Consider the following 13,591-nt stretch of genomic DNA (forward strand, 5'->3'; position numbering starts at 1 on the left):
TTACCAATTACCCCCATTACCCTATGCCTACTGCCCTCATCACTGGCGCATCGCGTGGCATTGGCCGGGCGCTGGCCCTAGGCCTGGCCCAGCGCGGCTACGACTTATTAGTAGTAGCGCGCTCCGAAAGCCAGCTGCAAGCCCTCGCCCAGGAGGTGCAGGCCACCCACCAGCGGCAAGCCCACGTGCTGGCCCTCGACCTCACCCGGCCCGATGCTGCGAGCCAGGTAGCTACCTGGGTCGGCCAGCACGCGCCCGCCGGGCTAGCGGTGCTGGTAAATAATGCCGGCTACGGCCTGTGGGGCCGCTTCGAGCAGCTAGATTTGGGCGAGCAGCTCAACATGCTGCAACTCAACCTCACGCTGCCGGTGCAGCTTACCTACGCGCTGCTGCCGCAGCTGCGGCAGGCACCTAGGGCGTACGTCCTCAACGTGGCCAGCACGGCGGCCTACCAGTCGGTGCCGTCGCTCACGGTGTACGCGGCCAGCAAGGCGTTCGTGCTCAGCTTCAGCCGGGGCCTGCGCTACGAGCTGAAGGACACTAGTATTTCCGTAACGTGCCTCAGCCCGGGCGCCACCACTACTGATTTTACGAGCCGCGCCGGCATGGGCTCCGAGCTGCAAGCCGTGGCCAACAAAGTATCGATGACGCCGGCCGCCGTGGCCGCGGCCGGGCTGCAAGCCCTCTTCGCGGGTGAGGCCGAGCTGATTCCGGGCGTCCTCAACAAGGTATCAGCGGGCCTGACCAGCGTAGTGCCGAAAAGCATTGTGGAGAAGATAGCGGCGGGCATCTACGAAAAGTATTTGTAATCGTCCGGTCACTAATACCAAAGCCCGGCGTGCTATTTATAGAATAGCGCGCCGGGCTTTGGTGTAGCATTATCTTTCTTTTGGAATATGCCAAAATTTTATACGTGAAATTTATGCATTGATTTACAAGTGTTTATAATCAAAATTGATTAGTGAGTATCCACTTACTAAAAAATAGTAAGCTAACACTTACTCAGACTCGATTTTCTGTCGTAATATTGTCCCACTCAAACGGCACAGGTCTCCCACCCAGCTAGCCGTTACGTTCTCTGCACACTCTTCTGTACTGACTATCTGGTCGTTGCTCCCACCCCGCCCAGATGAACATCCTCTGCCTTGGCGCGCTCTATCGCGCAGCCGCCGCGGACACTGAAAGTTGCTCAACCGGCCGATTTGGTTTTTCCAAATCGGCCGGTTTCCGTTTAAGCCTAGGCCATTCGTTATGCTGCGTGCAGCCCATTTGGGCGCATCTACGTATTCTTGCCGAACTTGCACCCGAATTACTAAGCTTTGGGGGTTGCTGCTTTGCTAGCCCCTTTCTACCATCATCTCCATGATTACCCGCCGCCAACATATTGCCAACGTGGCGTTGCAACTATTTGGGGAGAAGGGTTTTGACAATACCTCGACCCAGGCCGTTGCAAAAGCAGCCGGCGTATCGGAAGCCCTGATTTTCAAACATTTCGGCTCCAAAGACCAGCTCCTCGACTTCATCATCAAAAGCGGCTACCAGCGCATTATCGAGCACAACCGGGGTGGAATGCTCGAAGCTGACCCGCTCGCGTTCATCCACAGCGTCATCGACCTGCCCTACAAAATGGTGCAGGAAGAACCCTACTTCTGGAAGCTTCAGTACCGCCTGGCCGACTACGAAACGGCCCGCCAGCAGCACGAGCGCTTCATGCGGCCCGTGCCGGCTCGCCTGCAGCAGGCCTTCGAGCAACTCGGCTACCCCGAGGCGGAAAACGAAACGCAACTGCTACTACTGCTGATTGAGGCCCTCTGGAAGATTGAAGCCAACAAAACGGACGAGCACGTGCGCGACATGCTGGAGTTTATCAAGCGCAAGTACCAGACCCAGGGCCCCGCTAACAAGTAGCCCCCGGGCTGCGACCCGCCTACCTAGGCGGACCGATTTTTTACCGACTGGCTGCTTATGGCCCATCTGCTCCTTATTCAGTGCCCCGACGAGCGCGGGCTGATATATAAGATTACGGGCGTGCTTTATACGCACGGGCTCAACATCCTGCGCAACAGCGAGTTTGTGGAGCGCGACGGTAACGTGTTCTTCATGCGCACCGAGTTTGAGCTGCCCGCCGAGGCGGCGGCCACAGCGCTGCTGACCGAGTTGCAAGCGGCGCTACCGGCCGCGGCCGACATCCGGCTGACTGACAACCGCCGCAAGAACATTGTGCTGCTCGTGACCAAGGAGCACCATTGCCTGAGCGAGCTGCTGGTGCGCCACGCCTTTGGCGAGCTCAACGCGAACATCCTAGGGGTCATTAGCAACCACGAGGTGCTGGGCGAGCTTACGCGCAAGTTTGATTTGCCCTTCCACTACCTGCCGCACGAAGGGCGCAGCCGTGAGGCGCACGAGGCCGAAGTGCTGGCCCTGCTGGCCAGCTACGCCCCCGACTACGTGGTGCTGGCCAAGTACATGCGCATCTTGTCGCCCGCGTTCGTGGCACCGTACGCCAACCGGCTCATCAATATTCATCACTCGTTTTTGCCGGCTTTTGTGGGGGCCAGCCCTTATGCGCAGGCCTACGCGCGGGGCGTTAAAATTATCGGGGCAACGGCGCATTTCGTGAATGAGCAGCTCGACCAGGGGCCCATTATTGCCCAGAGCGTGATACCGATTGACCACACGCAGAGCGCCCGCGAGCTAACCCAGGCGGGCCGCGACGTCGAAAAAATTGTGCTCGCCCGTGCGCTTAAGCTGGTGCTTGATGAGCAAGTGTTTGTGCACCGCAACAAGACGGTAATTTTTGACTAGCCGCCGGCGCAAATTGACTTTAACTTAGCTTTTTGGTGGATTATAGCGTAGACCATAGGATTCACCATCCTAGCTTGGCCTATGCCCCGCACGCTAATTGTCTCCAACCGCCTCCCCACCAAAGTTCAGCGCACCGATGACGGGCTCACGTTTCAGCCCAGCGAAGGCGGGCTGGCCACGGGCCTGGGCTCCATCTACCGCCAGGGCGACAACCTGTGGATAGGCTGGCCGGGACTCTTCGTGCACGACGAGCCCGAGGAGGAGCACATCCGCACTCAGTTGAAGGCCGACAACATGGCCCCGGTCTTCCTGACCGAAAACGAAATTCGGGACTACTACGAGGGCTTCAGCAACTCGACGCTGTGGCCTACCTTCCACTATTTCAGCGAGCTAGCCACCTACGAGCAGAGCCACTGGGAAGCCTACGTGGCCGTAAATGAGAAATTTTGCGCGGCCGTACTGGCCCAGGCCGGGCCCGAAGACACCATTTGGGTGCACGACTACCAGTTGCTGCTGCTGCCCGAAATGCTGCGCAAGGCGCGGCCCGAGGCGGCCATCGGCTTCTTTCTGCACATCCCGTTTCCATCGCAGGAATTGATACGGGTGCTGCCCTGGCGCAACGAGCTGCTGCGCGGCATGCTGGGGGCCGACCTTATTGGTTTTCATACCTTTGGCTACCTGCGGCACTTCCTCAGCGCGGTGTCGCACCTCCTAGGTTTATCGGCCCAGAACGGGCAGATTGATACGCCCACCCGCTCGGTGCGCGTCGATGCGTTCCCGATGGGTATCGACTACGAGCGCTACGCCCAGGCGGCGGCCTCAGCGGCGACCCGCGCGCACATGGACGAGTACAAAGAAGCGTTGCGCGACACGCGCATTATCCTGTCCATTGACCGGCTCGACTACACCAAGGGTATTGCGCAGCGGCTGCGGGCGTTTGATTCGCTATTGCAACGCTACCCCGAGTGGCGCGGTCAGGTGAGCCTCGTGATGCTGGTAGTGCCCTCGCGCGACCAGGTAGCGCAGTACGCCACGCTGAAAGAGGAAATCGACAACCTAGTGGGCCGCATCAATTCGCAGTACCGCACCATTGGCTGGAACCCGATTCTGTACTTCTACCGCTCCTTGCCGCTGGAAGAGCTGGCGGCCCTGTATCGGCTGGCCGAGGTGGCCCTGGTGACGCCCATGCGTGATGGCATGAACTTGGTAGCCAAGGAGTTTATTGCTAGCAAGCTCGACCAACGCGGGGTTCTCATCCTGAGTGAGCGGGCCGGCGCCGCCCGCGAGTTGTCGGATGCCCTCCTCATCAATCCTACCGACATCAACCAGTTGGTAGAGGCCATGCACGAGGCGTTGGTGATGCCGGAGGACGAGCAGATAGCCCGCATGACCGCTATGCAGGCCCTGGTGAAGCGCTACAACGTATTCTCCTGGACTAAGCTCTTTATGAACCAGTTGGCTTACACCAAGATAAAGCAACACACCCTCGCCACCGAAATGCTGACGCCCGACGCCACCACCCAATTGCTGGTCGATTTTAAGGCCGCCGAGGGCCAGCCGCGGCTGCTGCTGCTCGACTACGATGGCACGCTCGTGCCCTTCCACCCCAACCCGCAAATGGCTCGCCCCGGCGAGGAGCTACGCCTGCTGCTGCGCGCACTCAGCGAGCTACCCAACACGCGGGTGGTCATCATCAGCGGGCGTGACCGCACCACGCTGCAAAACTGGCTGGGCGACCTGCCGCTCGACTTTATCGCCGAGCACGGCGTGTGGCTGCGGGCGGCTGGCGAAGACTGGCAGCTCTTTCAGCCCCTGCGCAATGAATGGAAGCGCGAGATGCGCCCCATTCTGGAGCTGTACGTGGCTCGCACGGCCGGCTCGTTCGTGGAGGAAAAGGACTACTCGCTGGTCTGGCACTACCGCCGCGCCGACACCGACCTAGGCGAGGTGCGCGCCCGCGAAATGCTGAGCCACCTCTCCTTTATGACGGCCAATACCGACCTGCAAGTGCTGGAAGGCAATAAAGTAGTTGAAATCAAGAACGCCGGCCTCAACAAGGGCACGGCCGCCGCCCGCTGGCTCGAGCGCTACCAGCCCGCCTTCGCCCTAGCCCTCGGCGACGACCGCACCGACGAGGACACCTTCCGGGCCATGCCCGAATCGGCTTACACTATCCGCGTGGGCACCGGCGCCCGCTCGCTGGCCCGCTACAACCTGGCCTCGCCCATTGAGGTGCGGCAGCTGCTGCGCAAGCTGCTGGGGTAGCGACAACTAAAAGCGGAAGGTGCACGTTATATTTGCTCAACAAACAAGGGGCTGACCCTTCCGGACCAGCCCCTTGCCAACCTTACAAGTAGTGCACGGCCGCCGAAAGGGCGCCGCCACTAATTGCCAGCCCAACGAGCCACTTCAGTAGCTCATTGGACATTCGGAGCTTGAATATCAATTCAAATTCCGTTTTCGCACGTTCGTTTCTCATTTCGAGTCGAGATGTAGGTGCTTAATCACCTGCTTCTCTGAAACCCTGGCTGTTCCACGAGCCGGGGTTTCGTCTTTTTAGGGACAACCCGTGTGGTGAGGCGAAGTAACCGTGCGATGGGAGTAAAGATACAAGCGTGATTTTCACTGCAGAAGGCGCAGAAGGTTTCGCAGAAGAAACGCAGAAGTTGTTCCTCTGCGTTTCTTCTGCGCCTTCTGCGGTGAAAACACCGTTAGCTACGACACAAAGTTTGGCTTATCTAGCTTCTTAGCGATGCGGTAGGCGGCGTTTACGAGGCCCACGTGGCTGTAGGCCTGTGGGAAGTTGCCCCACTGCGAGCCGGTTTTGGCGTCCACATCTTCGCTCAGCAGTCCTAGGTGGTTGGTGTAGGTGATGAGCTGCTCAAACTCGGCGATGGCCTCGTCAAGGCGGCCGACGCAGGCCAGGGCCTCCACGTACCAGAAGGAGCAGATGAGGAAGGTGGTTTCGGGCGTGCCGAAGTCGTCTTCGTGGCGGTAGCGGTAGAAGAGGCCTTCGGGGGTTTTCAGCTCCTTTTCTAGCTCCACGAGGTGGTGCTTGGTGCGCTCGGAGTTGGGGTCGAGGTAGCCCATCGTGATGAGCTGAATGGTGCTCGCGTCCAGGTCCTTCGAGCCAATGGCGTTGGAATACGAGCCGCGCTCGGCGTCGAAACACTGCTCGATGTGGTCTTCCGACACCTTCAATAGACGCCGGGCCTTGGCTTCCAGCTCCTGGTTGCCTAGGGACTTGGCGACCTGGATGGCGGCGTGGCTGCCGGCCCAGTGAAACAGGTAGGTGTAGCAGTGGCGCTGGGCAATGTGCCGGAACTCCCACAGGCCCGCGTCGGGCTGGTCCATGGTCTGCTCTATCAGGCGCAGGCACTCCTCTACCAGCGTAAGCGGGGTGGCGCGCTTGTTGTCGCGGAAGCGGCTGTCGACGTAGAGCGGCAGCAGGGCCACCAGCACCTGGCCGTACACGTCGTTTTGGATGTGGGTGTAGGCGTCGTTGCCGATGCGCACGGGCTGGTTGCCGAGGTAGCCGGCCAGCGGCAGCTCAGTTTCGGTCAGGTCCGACTGCCCGCCGATGCCGTAGAGCGGCTGGAATTTCTCCTTCACCTTGCCCGAGATGTTGGCAATGAAGTTGAAATACTGCTCCAGCTCCTCGGAGTGGCCGATGTTATTGAAGGCCGTGAGGATGTAGTACGTGTCGCGCATCCAGCAGAAGCGGTAGTCCCAGTTGCGGGTGCTGCCGGGCGCCTCGGGCAGGCTGGTGGTGCTGGCCGCGATGATGGCGCCCGTGTCCTCGTACTGGTGGATTTTGAGGGCCAGCGCCGAGCGAATCACCTGCTCCTGGTAGAAGTTGCCGATGCTGGTGCTCTTCACCCACTGCCGCCAGTAGGCCACGGTGGCGGTGAGAAAGCGCTCGGCGGTGCTCTCTAGGGCCGCTTCCAGGGGCGCGCCGTATGTGAGCACGAGGTACTTGGTTTCGTTAAGCACGAAGTCCTCCTCATCGAGCACGTAGGTGAGCGGGATGTTGGTGGTGAGGCGAATTTCCTCTTCCAGGCCCAGAAACGCGATGTGGTTCGAGCTGCGGCGGCGCGTCAGGCTTTGCTCGCCGTACTGGCCCACCGGGCGGCAGGCCACCCGCACGCGGGGCGCGCCGCTCAGCACTTCCACCTTGCGGATGAACATCAGCGGCTTGTAGTACCGCTCGTACTGCATAAAGCGCGGCGCAAAGTCCGTGACGCGGTAGCTACCCTCGGGCGTGGTTATCTCGGTGCACAGCACGTTGGTGTTGGGCACGTAGTACTGGTGCGAGGTAAACTCGCCCGCCGGCCGGATGCTGTACTCGCCGCCCTTCTGCTCGTCGAGCAGGGGGCCGAATACGAAGCTGCTGTCGAAGCGCGGCCAGCAGAGCCAGCGCACGGCCGTATCGGTGCCGATGAGGGCCAGGAAGGCGCAGTTGCCGACCACGCCCATGTCATAAGTGTGCTTTATCATAAGAGAAGAACACCGGCCGGGGCCGGGTTGGTACTAGCAGGGTGTACCTTATTCGGGCGGCTGGGGTTATGCGCAGGGGGGCGGCACCTCGCCGGTGGTAGCCGCCGCCACCACCGGCGAAAGGCTGTGCCAGGCACTCAGCTGGTCGATGATGGGCAGCAGGGCCAGCCCGTAGTGGGTCAGCGAATACTCGACCCTAGGCGGCAGCTCGGCAAAGGCTTCGCGGCGCACGATACCGTCTTCCTCCAGCTCGCGCAGCTGCTCGGTGAGCACCTTGCGCGAAATGAGCGACAGGCGCTGCGCCAACTGCCCAAAGCGGCGCGGCTGGGTCAGATACGAGATAATGATGAGCTTCCACTTACCGCCCAGCACGCCCATCGTGCGGGTTACGGTGCAGGAGGAGGTGCAAAAAGCGGCGTCGCGCATGGGGAGGGGGATAGGAAGTTAGGAGAGGATAACGGTCAGGCAGCGCGGCACGTCCGTCATGCTTCGACATCGCTGCGCTGCGCTTAGCATGACGGACGTGGCGCGCTGCCTGACAATCTTGGCCGTTAGTTACGAGCAGGTAACCAGTTTGTGAAGCGAAATGATTGACATTAGTAACCTGAGGTGACTATTGATAGTTCCTTGCCGAAACCAACCCAATTCTCTTCAAGCAACATCATGGAAACCTCGCAAAAACTTGCCGGTAAAGTAGCCCTCATCACCGGCGGCAACTCGGGCATCGGCCTGGCCACGGCCCAGCGCTTCGTGGCTGAAGGCGCGTATGTATTCATCACCGGGCGGCGGCAGGCCGAGCTCGATGCCGCCTTGCAAACACTGGGCGGCCAGGCTTTCGCCATTCAGGGCGACGTGAGCAACCTAGGCGACCTCGACCGGGTCATCGCCACCATTAGGGAGCAAAAGGGCACGCTCGACGTGCTGTTTGCCAATGCCGGCATCGCCGAGTTTGCACCTCTAGAGGGCGTGACGGAGGCGCAGTACGACCGGCAGTTTGACATCAACGTGAAGGGCACCTTTTTCACGGTGCAAAAGGCGCTGCCGCTGCTGCCCGACGGCGCGGCCATCGTGCTGATGGCGTCCATTGTAGGCTCGAAGGGCTACGAGGCCAACAGCGTGTACAGCGCCACCAAGGCCGCCATTCGCTCGCTGGCCCGCACGTTCACCACCGACCTCAAGGCCCGCCGCATCCGGGTCAATACCATCAGCCCCGGCCCCATCGAAACGCCGGCCTTCAACGCCGTGCTCGACACGCCCGAGAAGATGGCGGCGTTCAAAGCCCAGATGGTGAGCGGGGTGCCCCTAGGGCGCATGGGCGACGCCGACGAGATTGCCAAAGCCGTGGTCTTCCTGGCCTCGGACGACAGTAGCTACGTCGCTGGCGTCGAGCTGTTCGTGGACGGCGGCACGGCCCAGGTGTAGCACCGCCGGCCCCACAACGCAAAAAGACGCCGCTCCGGGTTCGGGGCGGCGTCTTTTTGCGTAGCGAAGGCACCTAGTTCCTAGGTCAGACCTTCGGCCATGGTGCGCATTTGAATCTCGATGATGCGCGAGCCCGGCGACTGCGTGCAGGCCAGCAGCACGGCGCCGGCCACGTCTTCGGGCTCCAGCATGTCCGACTCGGCCACGCTAGCTTCGGTGCGGCCGCGGCCCAGGGCAAACTCCGTCTTGACGCCGCCGGGGCAAATGGCACCCACCTTGATGCCGTGCGGGCGCAGCTCCTTATCGAGGGCTTGGGCAAAGCCGACCTGGGCAAACTTGGTGGCGCAGTACACGGCCTCGCCCGCGAAGCCGTAGATGCCGGCCATGGACGAGAGCAGCAGGATGGTGCCCGAACCCTGCTTGATGAGCACCGGCACGGCGTGGCGGGTGAATAGAAACGTCGAGCGCATGTTGGTGTCCATCATGTCGTCGTAGTCTTCGGCGCTGGTGTCTACCAGGTTCTTGTAGTTGCCGGTGCCGGCGTTGTTGAGCAGGATGTCGAGGCGGCCGGGGCCATCTAGGGCGGCCTGCACGGCCTGCTGGGCAGTGGCTTCGTCGCGGGCGTCGCCCACCACGATGATAGGCCTAGGGGCGTGCGCGGCCAGCTCGTCGGCCAGGGCCTCGAGCCGCTCGGCGCGCCGGGCGGTAAGGATAAGCTGCGCGCCTTCGGCGGCCAGGGCGCGGGCGCACGCCTGGCCGATGCCGGCGCTGGCGCCGGTGATGAGGGCTACTTTGCCCGTGAGTTTGCCTGCCATAAAGAAGAGGGGGAGAGAAGAGCGAGCCAGGTCGCCTAGGTTTAGGTAGGGGTATACGTAAGGTAGCGCCACGTGCCTGCCTCCGGCCGCGGGCGGCGGGCTTTTAGGGGCGGCGGGCGGGGCCGACGGCCCCCCGCTTGTCCAGGCACCGGCGCTTTTTCGTAGGGGGAGCCGGGCGGGCCGCTGGGCCTGCCATTGGCTTACCATTGCTTATGCCCCCTACCCCCGCCGCCCGCCCCAACCTTACCCAAGGTCCCATCCTGCAATCCCTGCTCAAGCTGGCCTGGCCCATCGTGTTTGGCAACGTGTTGCAGACGGGCTACCAGCTGGTCGATGCCTTTTGGGTGGGGCGGCTGGGCGCGAAAGCCGTGGCGGCGGTGGCCGTGAGCTTCCCGGTAAACTTCCTGCTCATTGCCCTGGGCTCGGGGTTTTCGGTGGCGGGTTCGGTGCTGGTGGCCCAGAACTTTGGGGCGCGGCACCAGAAGATGGTCAACCACGTGGCCAGCCAGGCGCTGGTACTCGAAACCGTGCTGGCGCTGCTGCTCACGGTGGGCGCGCACTTCGCCTCGCCCTACATTCTGCACCTGATGGGCGCCGGGCCCGACATCTTCGAGCCGGCCAACCAGTTTCAGCGGGTGCTGTTCTGGGGGCTCACATTCAATTTCGGCTTCCTCATGTTTCAGGCCCTCATGCGGGGCGTGGGCGAGGTCAAAATTCCGCTGTACATCAACCTCGTGACCCTAGGGCTCAACTTCGTGCTCGACCCGCTCTTCATCTACGGGTGGGGGCCGGTGCCGGGGCTGGGCGTGGCGGGCTCGGCCATGGCCACCATCATCACGCAGGCGCTGAGCGTGGTGGCGGGACTGGCGGTACTGCTGCGGGGCCGGTCGGGCATTCAGCTCAGCTTCGCGGGCTTCCGGCCCGACTGGGCACTCATGGGGCGCGTGTTTCGGCTGGGGGCACCCTCGTCGGTCGATTTGTCGGCGCGGGCGCTGGGGCTGTCGGTACTCACGACGCTAGCGGCGGGCTTCGGCACGTCGGTGCTGGCTACCTATGGCATTGGGTCGCGCATCATTGCGCTGGCGATTATCCCGGCCCTGGGTATCTCGCTGGCCTGCTCTACGCTGGTGGCCCAGAATGTGGGCGCCCGCAACCTACCTAGGGCGTTGCAAACGGCCAACTACGCGCTGGGCGTGAGCTTTACCACGCTGCTGGTGCTGAGCGGTATTATCTGGCTGGCGGCCCGGCCGCTGGTGGGCTTCTTCCTCAAGGGCGACCCGCTGGTGAGCGAGCAGTCGGTGGAGTTTGTGCGCATTGCCTCGCTGAGTTTGTGCTTCACGGGAGTGCAGCAAACGGTGTCGGGCGCGTTTCGAGGGGTGGGCAATACGCTCTCGGCCATGGTGCTCACCATCACCGGCATCTGGGTGTTTCAGTTTCCGGTGGCCTGGTACTTGTCGCACCACACCGACCTGGGTTTCCGGGGCATCTGGTGGTCGTTTGTGGTGGCCAACGTGGGCATCTCGCTCATTGCGGGCCTCTGGTACTGGAAGGGCAACTGGCACGGCCAGCACCAGGCCGACCCCCTAGGGCCGCAGGTGGCCGCCGCCGCGCCCCAGGAGGAAAAAGCCGCCTAGCCGTTGCGCGGACCTGTGGCCCGCAAGTCGGACGCCCCGCCCGGCCCCTAGGTGTACCGTGGACCCTGTGGGTCCGCACGTAGGTAAGTAACCCCTTGTACAACCGTCTTCACACGCGGACCCGCAGGGTCCACGGTACATCTTGCACCTCTGAGTAGCTACACTTCTACCTGGCCCAACTCGCTCTCAGCCGTGGTGGACCAAATAAAGCCCGCCGCCCAGTACGCCAACCACGCAAACAGCGGCGCGGCCAGCACATCGTAGGTGTAGTGCACGCGCTGCACCAGCACCAGCACCCCAATGGCCGTGGCCGCCACGGCCAGCGTGCCCTGCCACCAGCGCCCGCGCACGGCCAGCGCCAGCAACGCCACCGTGGAGGTGTGCCCCGAAAAGAACAAGTCCTTGGTAATGGCCTGGCTGGCATCGGTGTGGAAGAGCAGCGCCAAAAATGGGTCGGGCATGTCCACAATGTCGAGCGGCGGCACCAGCGGCACCAGCCAGATGGCAGCCAGCCGCAGCGCCACCAGGATAAAGTAGCCCCACAGGCCCCGCAGAAAGAGGTGGGGCCAGCGCGTGAGCCAGCCCACCGCCGCCACCACGCTGCCATACATGAGCCCGAAGATGGGCCACGCCACCTCGTGGCGGGGCAACAGCTGCAGCAAGGGGTCGAAGGCCACCGCCCCCGGCCGCTGCTGAATGTAGTGGAAGTAGCCCGGCACCACCGGCACTAGCACCCCAAACAGCAAGGCCAGCAGCAGCGCCCAGCGCCAGCAAAACGCAGGCTGGGCCAGCGCCCGCGCCCAGGCTTCGGCCCCGGCGGCCGGGACAGCGGCCACAGGCCGCGCCAGCGAGCGGGAAGAAACGGGCGGAAGAACGCGCATGATGCCTTTGGACTAAAAAACCAACTTCTACGAGCCTGCAAAAGTAATGCCCGCCTAGGTCTCGGCGATAACCTAGGCGTAACAAACGGGCCGCCAGGCAACATTCCGGGCGGGTAGTGCCTGGGGAACGGCAGCGGGCGCCGCCACCTGGGCGCCCGCCGCCGGCACCGCTGGCGCGGGGCGGCCCTAGGCCGCCGGCCGTACCTTGGGGGCCATGAAACACGCGCTACCTACCTTACTGGCCGGCCTGGGGCTGACCCTAGGCGCCCCCGCCGCCCGCGCCCAGGCGCCGGCCGCCCTGCACGCCCGCATTGCGCAGCTCGCCACGGCCGGGCAAGCCAAAGTGGTGGCCTGCCGCCGCGACCTGCACGCCCACCCCGAGCTCGGCAACGAAGAAACCCGCACCGCCCAAATCATCGCCACTCAGCTAAAGGCCCTAGGTATCGAGGTGCAAACGGGCGTGGGCCGCACCGGCGTGGTGGGCATTCTGAAGGGCGGCAAGCCCGGCCCGGTGGTGGCCCTGCGCGCCGACATGGACGGCCTGCCCATCACCGAGAGCACCGACCTGCCCTTCGCCAGCACCGTGAAAAGCACCTACCTAGGCCAGCCCGTGGGCGTGATGCACGCCTGCGGCCACGACACCCACGTGGCTATGCTGCTGGGCGCCGCCGAGGTCTTGAGCAAGCTGCAGAAAGACCTGCCCGGCACGGTCAAGTTCATCTTCCAGCCCGCCGAAGAAGGCTCGCTGCCCGGCACCGTGGGCGGCGCCAAGCTGATGGTGCAGGAAGGCGTCTTGGAAAACCCTAAGGTGGACGCCATCTTCGGGCTGCACATCTGGGCGTCGGCGCCGGTGGGGCAGCTCCAGTATAGACCTAGGGGCGAGATGGCGAGCTCCGACCGCTTCACGGTAAAGGTCATTGGCAAGGGCAGCCACGGGGCCAAGCCCTGGAGCAGCATCGACCCGGTGGTGACGATGGCCGAGATTATTACCGCGTTGCAAACCATCGTGAGCCGGCAGGTGGACCTGACCCAGGACGCGGCCGTGGTAACCGTGGGCACCGTGCAGGCCGGCGTGCGCTACAACATCATTCCGCCCGATGCCACGCTCAGCGGCACCATCCGGGCCTTTAGCCCCGACACGCAAAAGCGCATCTGGGCCGCCATCAAGCGCACCGCCGAGGGTATCGCGGCCGCCAACGGCGCCACCGCTGAGGTCGGCATCGAGCCCTACGTGCCCGTTACCTTCAACGACCCCGCCCTCACCGCCCGCATGCTGCCCACCATGCAAGCCGTGGCCGGCCCCAAGAACGTGGTGGAGATAAAAGCCGTAACCGGCGCCGAGGACTTCGCCTGCTACCAGGAGAAGATTCCGGGCCTGTTCGTATTCCTAGGGGGCACCGCGCCCGGCACCGACCCCTCGACCGTAGCCGACCACCACACCGCCGGCTTCCAGGTCGACGAGAGCGCCTTCCCGCTAGGTGTGAAGACGTTGGCCACGCTGGCCGTGGACTATTTGAGTAAATGAGCAATTAACAAT

General features: G+C 63.0%; 11 protein-coding genes. 7 read left to right on the forward strand and 4 right to left on the reverse strand.

Annotation, left to right across the window (positions count from 1 at the left end):
• Positions 1 to 23 precede the first annotated feature (23 nt).
• From ACFSDX_RS14485 to ACFSDX_RS14500, 4 genes are all read left to right on the forward strand, one after another.
• Positions 24 to 809 carry an SDR family NAD(P)-dependent oxidoreductase gene (locus ACFSDX_RS14485; protein ID WP_382314724.1) on the forward strand — a complete coding sequence of 262 codons (786 nt, stop codon included), beginning with the start codon at positions 24 to 26 and terminating at the stop codon, positions 807 to 809.
• Positions 810 to 1,362: 553 nt separating this feature from the next.
• On the forward strand, positions 1,363 to 1,908 hold the full coding sequence (locus ACFSDX_RS14490) for a TetR/AcrR family transcriptional regulator (RefSeq protein WP_382314726.1): 546 nt from the start codon (positions 1,363 to 1,365) through the stop codon (positions 1,906 to 1,908).
• Between the two features lie 57 nt (positions 1,909 to 1,965).
• Positions 1,966 to 2,805 carry a formyltetrahydrofolate deformylase gene (gene purU / locus ACFSDX_RS14495; protein ID WP_382314728.1) on the forward strand — a complete coding sequence of 280 codons (840 nt, stop codon included), beginning with the start codon at positions 1,966 to 1,968 and terminating at the stop codon, positions 2,803 to 2,805.
• An 81-nt stretch (positions 2,806 to 2,886) separates the two neighbouring features.
• Entirely contained in the window at positions 2,887 to 5,070 is a 2,184-nt protein-coding gene (locus ACFSDX_RS14500; protein ID WP_382314730.1) for a bifunctional alpha,alpha-trehalose-phosphate synthase (UDP-forming)/trehalose-phosphatase, read from the forward strand.
• 450 nt (positions 5,071 to 5,520) lie between these two features.
• Here ACFSDX_RS14500 and ACFSDX_RS14505 read toward each other — a convergent pair whose 3' ends face one another.
• Both ACFSDX_RS14505 and ACFSDX_RS14510 read right to left on the reverse strand, forming a co-directional pair.
• Positions 5,521 to 7,302 (reverse strand): glycoside hydrolase family 15 protein, encoded by a 1,782-nt coding sequence (locus tag ACFSDX_RS14505; RefSeq protein WP_382314732.1) that lies wholly within the window; start codon positions 7,300 to 7,302, stop codon positions 5,521 to 5,523.
• Positions 7,303 to 7,368: 66 nt separating this feature from the next.
• Positions 7,369 to 7,728, reverse strand: a complete 360-nt coding sequence (locus ACFSDX_RS14510; RefSeq protein ID WP_382314734.1) for a winged helix-turn-helix transcriptional regulator — start codon at positions 7,726 to 7,728, stop codon at positions 7,369 to 7,371.
• Between the two features lie 237 nt (positions 7,729 to 7,965).
• Between ACFSDX_RS14510 and ACFSDX_RS14515 the strand changes: the two genes are divergently transcribed.
• Complete coding sequence (locus ACFSDX_RS14515) at positions 7,966 to 8,724, forward strand: SDR family oxidoreductase (RefSeq protein WP_382314736.1); 759 nt, start codon at positions 7,966 to 7,968, stop codon at positions 8,722 to 8,724.
• An 80-nt stretch (positions 8,725 to 8,804) separates the two neighbouring features.
• On the opposite strand, the gene ACFSDX_RS14520 is transcribed toward ACFSDX_RS14515, so the two are convergent.
• On the reverse strand, positions 8,805 to 9,539 hold the full coding sequence (locus ACFSDX_RS14520; protein ID WP_382314738.1) for an SDR family oxidoreductase: 735 nt from the start codon (positions 9,537 to 9,539) through the stop codon (positions 8,805 to 8,807).
• A gap of 212 nt (positions 9,540 to 9,751) precedes the next feature.
• On the opposite strand from ACFSDX_RS14520, the gene ACFSDX_RS14525 reads away from it, so the two are divergent.
• On the forward strand, positions 9,752 to 11,173 hold the full coding sequence (locus ACFSDX_RS14525; RefSeq protein WP_382314740.1) for an MATE family efflux transporter: 1,422 nt from the start codon (positions 9,752 to 9,754) through the stop codon (positions 11,171 to 11,173).
• A 158-nt stretch (positions 11,174 to 11,331) separates the two neighbouring features.
• Here the strand turns inward: ACFSDX_RS14525 and ACFSDX_RS14530 are convergent, their stop codons facing one another.
• The gene (locus ACFSDX_RS14530) at positions 11,332 to 12,054 is read right to left on the reverse strand and encodes a phosphatase PAP2-related protein (protein WP_382314742.1); all 723 of its coding nucleotides are present in this window, start codon (positions 12,052 to 12,054) and stop codon (positions 11,332 to 11,334) included.
• Positions 12,055 to 12,268: 214 nt separating this feature from the next.
• On the opposite strand from ACFSDX_RS14530, the gene ACFSDX_RS14535 reads away from it, so the two are divergent.
• The gene (locus ACFSDX_RS14535) at positions 12,269 to 13,579 is read left to right on the forward strand and encodes an amidohydrolase (RefSeq protein WP_382314744.1); all 1,311 of its coding nucleotides are present in this window, start codon (positions 12,269 to 12,271) and stop codon (positions 13,577 to 13,579) included.
• Positions 13,580 to 13,591 lie beyond the last annotated feature (12 nt).

Source organism: Hymenobacter bucti (genome assembly GCF_042681145.1).
GTDB classification, from domain to species: domain Bacteria; phylum Bacteroidota; class Bacteroidia; order Cytophagales; family Hymenobacteraceae; genus Hymenobacter; species Hymenobacter bucti.

Coding starts and splice junctions, on each gene's coding strand:
- ACFSDX_RS14485 (WP_382314724.1), top strand. CDS start 24: ATGCCTACTGCCCTCATCACTGGCGCATCGCGTGGCATTGGCCGGGCG.
- ACFSDX_RS14490 (WP_382314726.1), top strand. CDS start 1,363: ATGATTACCCGCCGCCAACATATTGCCAACGTGGCGTTGCAACTATTT.
- purU (WP_382314728.1), top strand. CDS start 1,966: ATGGCCCATCTGCTCCTTATTCAGTGCCCCGACGAGCGCGGGCTGATA.
- ACFSDX_RS14500 (WP_382314730.1), top strand. CDS start 2,887: ATGCCCCGCACGCTAATTGTCTCCAACCGCCTCCCCACCAAAGTTCAG.
- ACFSDX_RS14505 (WP_382314732.1), bottom strand. CDS start 7,302: ATGATAAAGCACACTTATGACATGGGCGTGGTCGGCAACTGCGCCTTC.
- ACFSDX_RS14510 (WP_382314734.1), bottom strand. CDS start 7,728: ATGCGCGACGCCGCTTTTTGCACCTCCTCCTGCACCGTAACCCGCACG.
- ACFSDX_RS14515 (WP_382314736.1), top strand. CDS start 7,966: ATGGAAACCTCGCAAAAACTTGCCGGTAAAGTAGCCCTCATCACCGGC.
- ACFSDX_RS14520 (WP_382314738.1), bottom strand. CDS start 9,539: ATGGCAGGCAAACTCACGGGCAAAGTAGCCCTCATCACCGGCGCCAGC.
- ACFSDX_RS14525 (WP_382314740.1), top strand. CDS start 9,752: ATGCCCCCTACCCCCGCCGCCCGCCCCAACCTTACCCAAGGTCCCATC.
- ACFSDX_RS14530 (WP_382314742.1), bottom strand. CDS start 12,054: ATGCGCGTTCTTCCGCCCGTTTCTTCCCGCTCGCTGGCGCGGCCTGTG.
- ACFSDX_RS14535 (WP_382314744.1), top strand. CDS start 12,269: ATGAAACACGCGCTACCTACCTTACTGGCCGGCCTGGGGCTGACCCTA.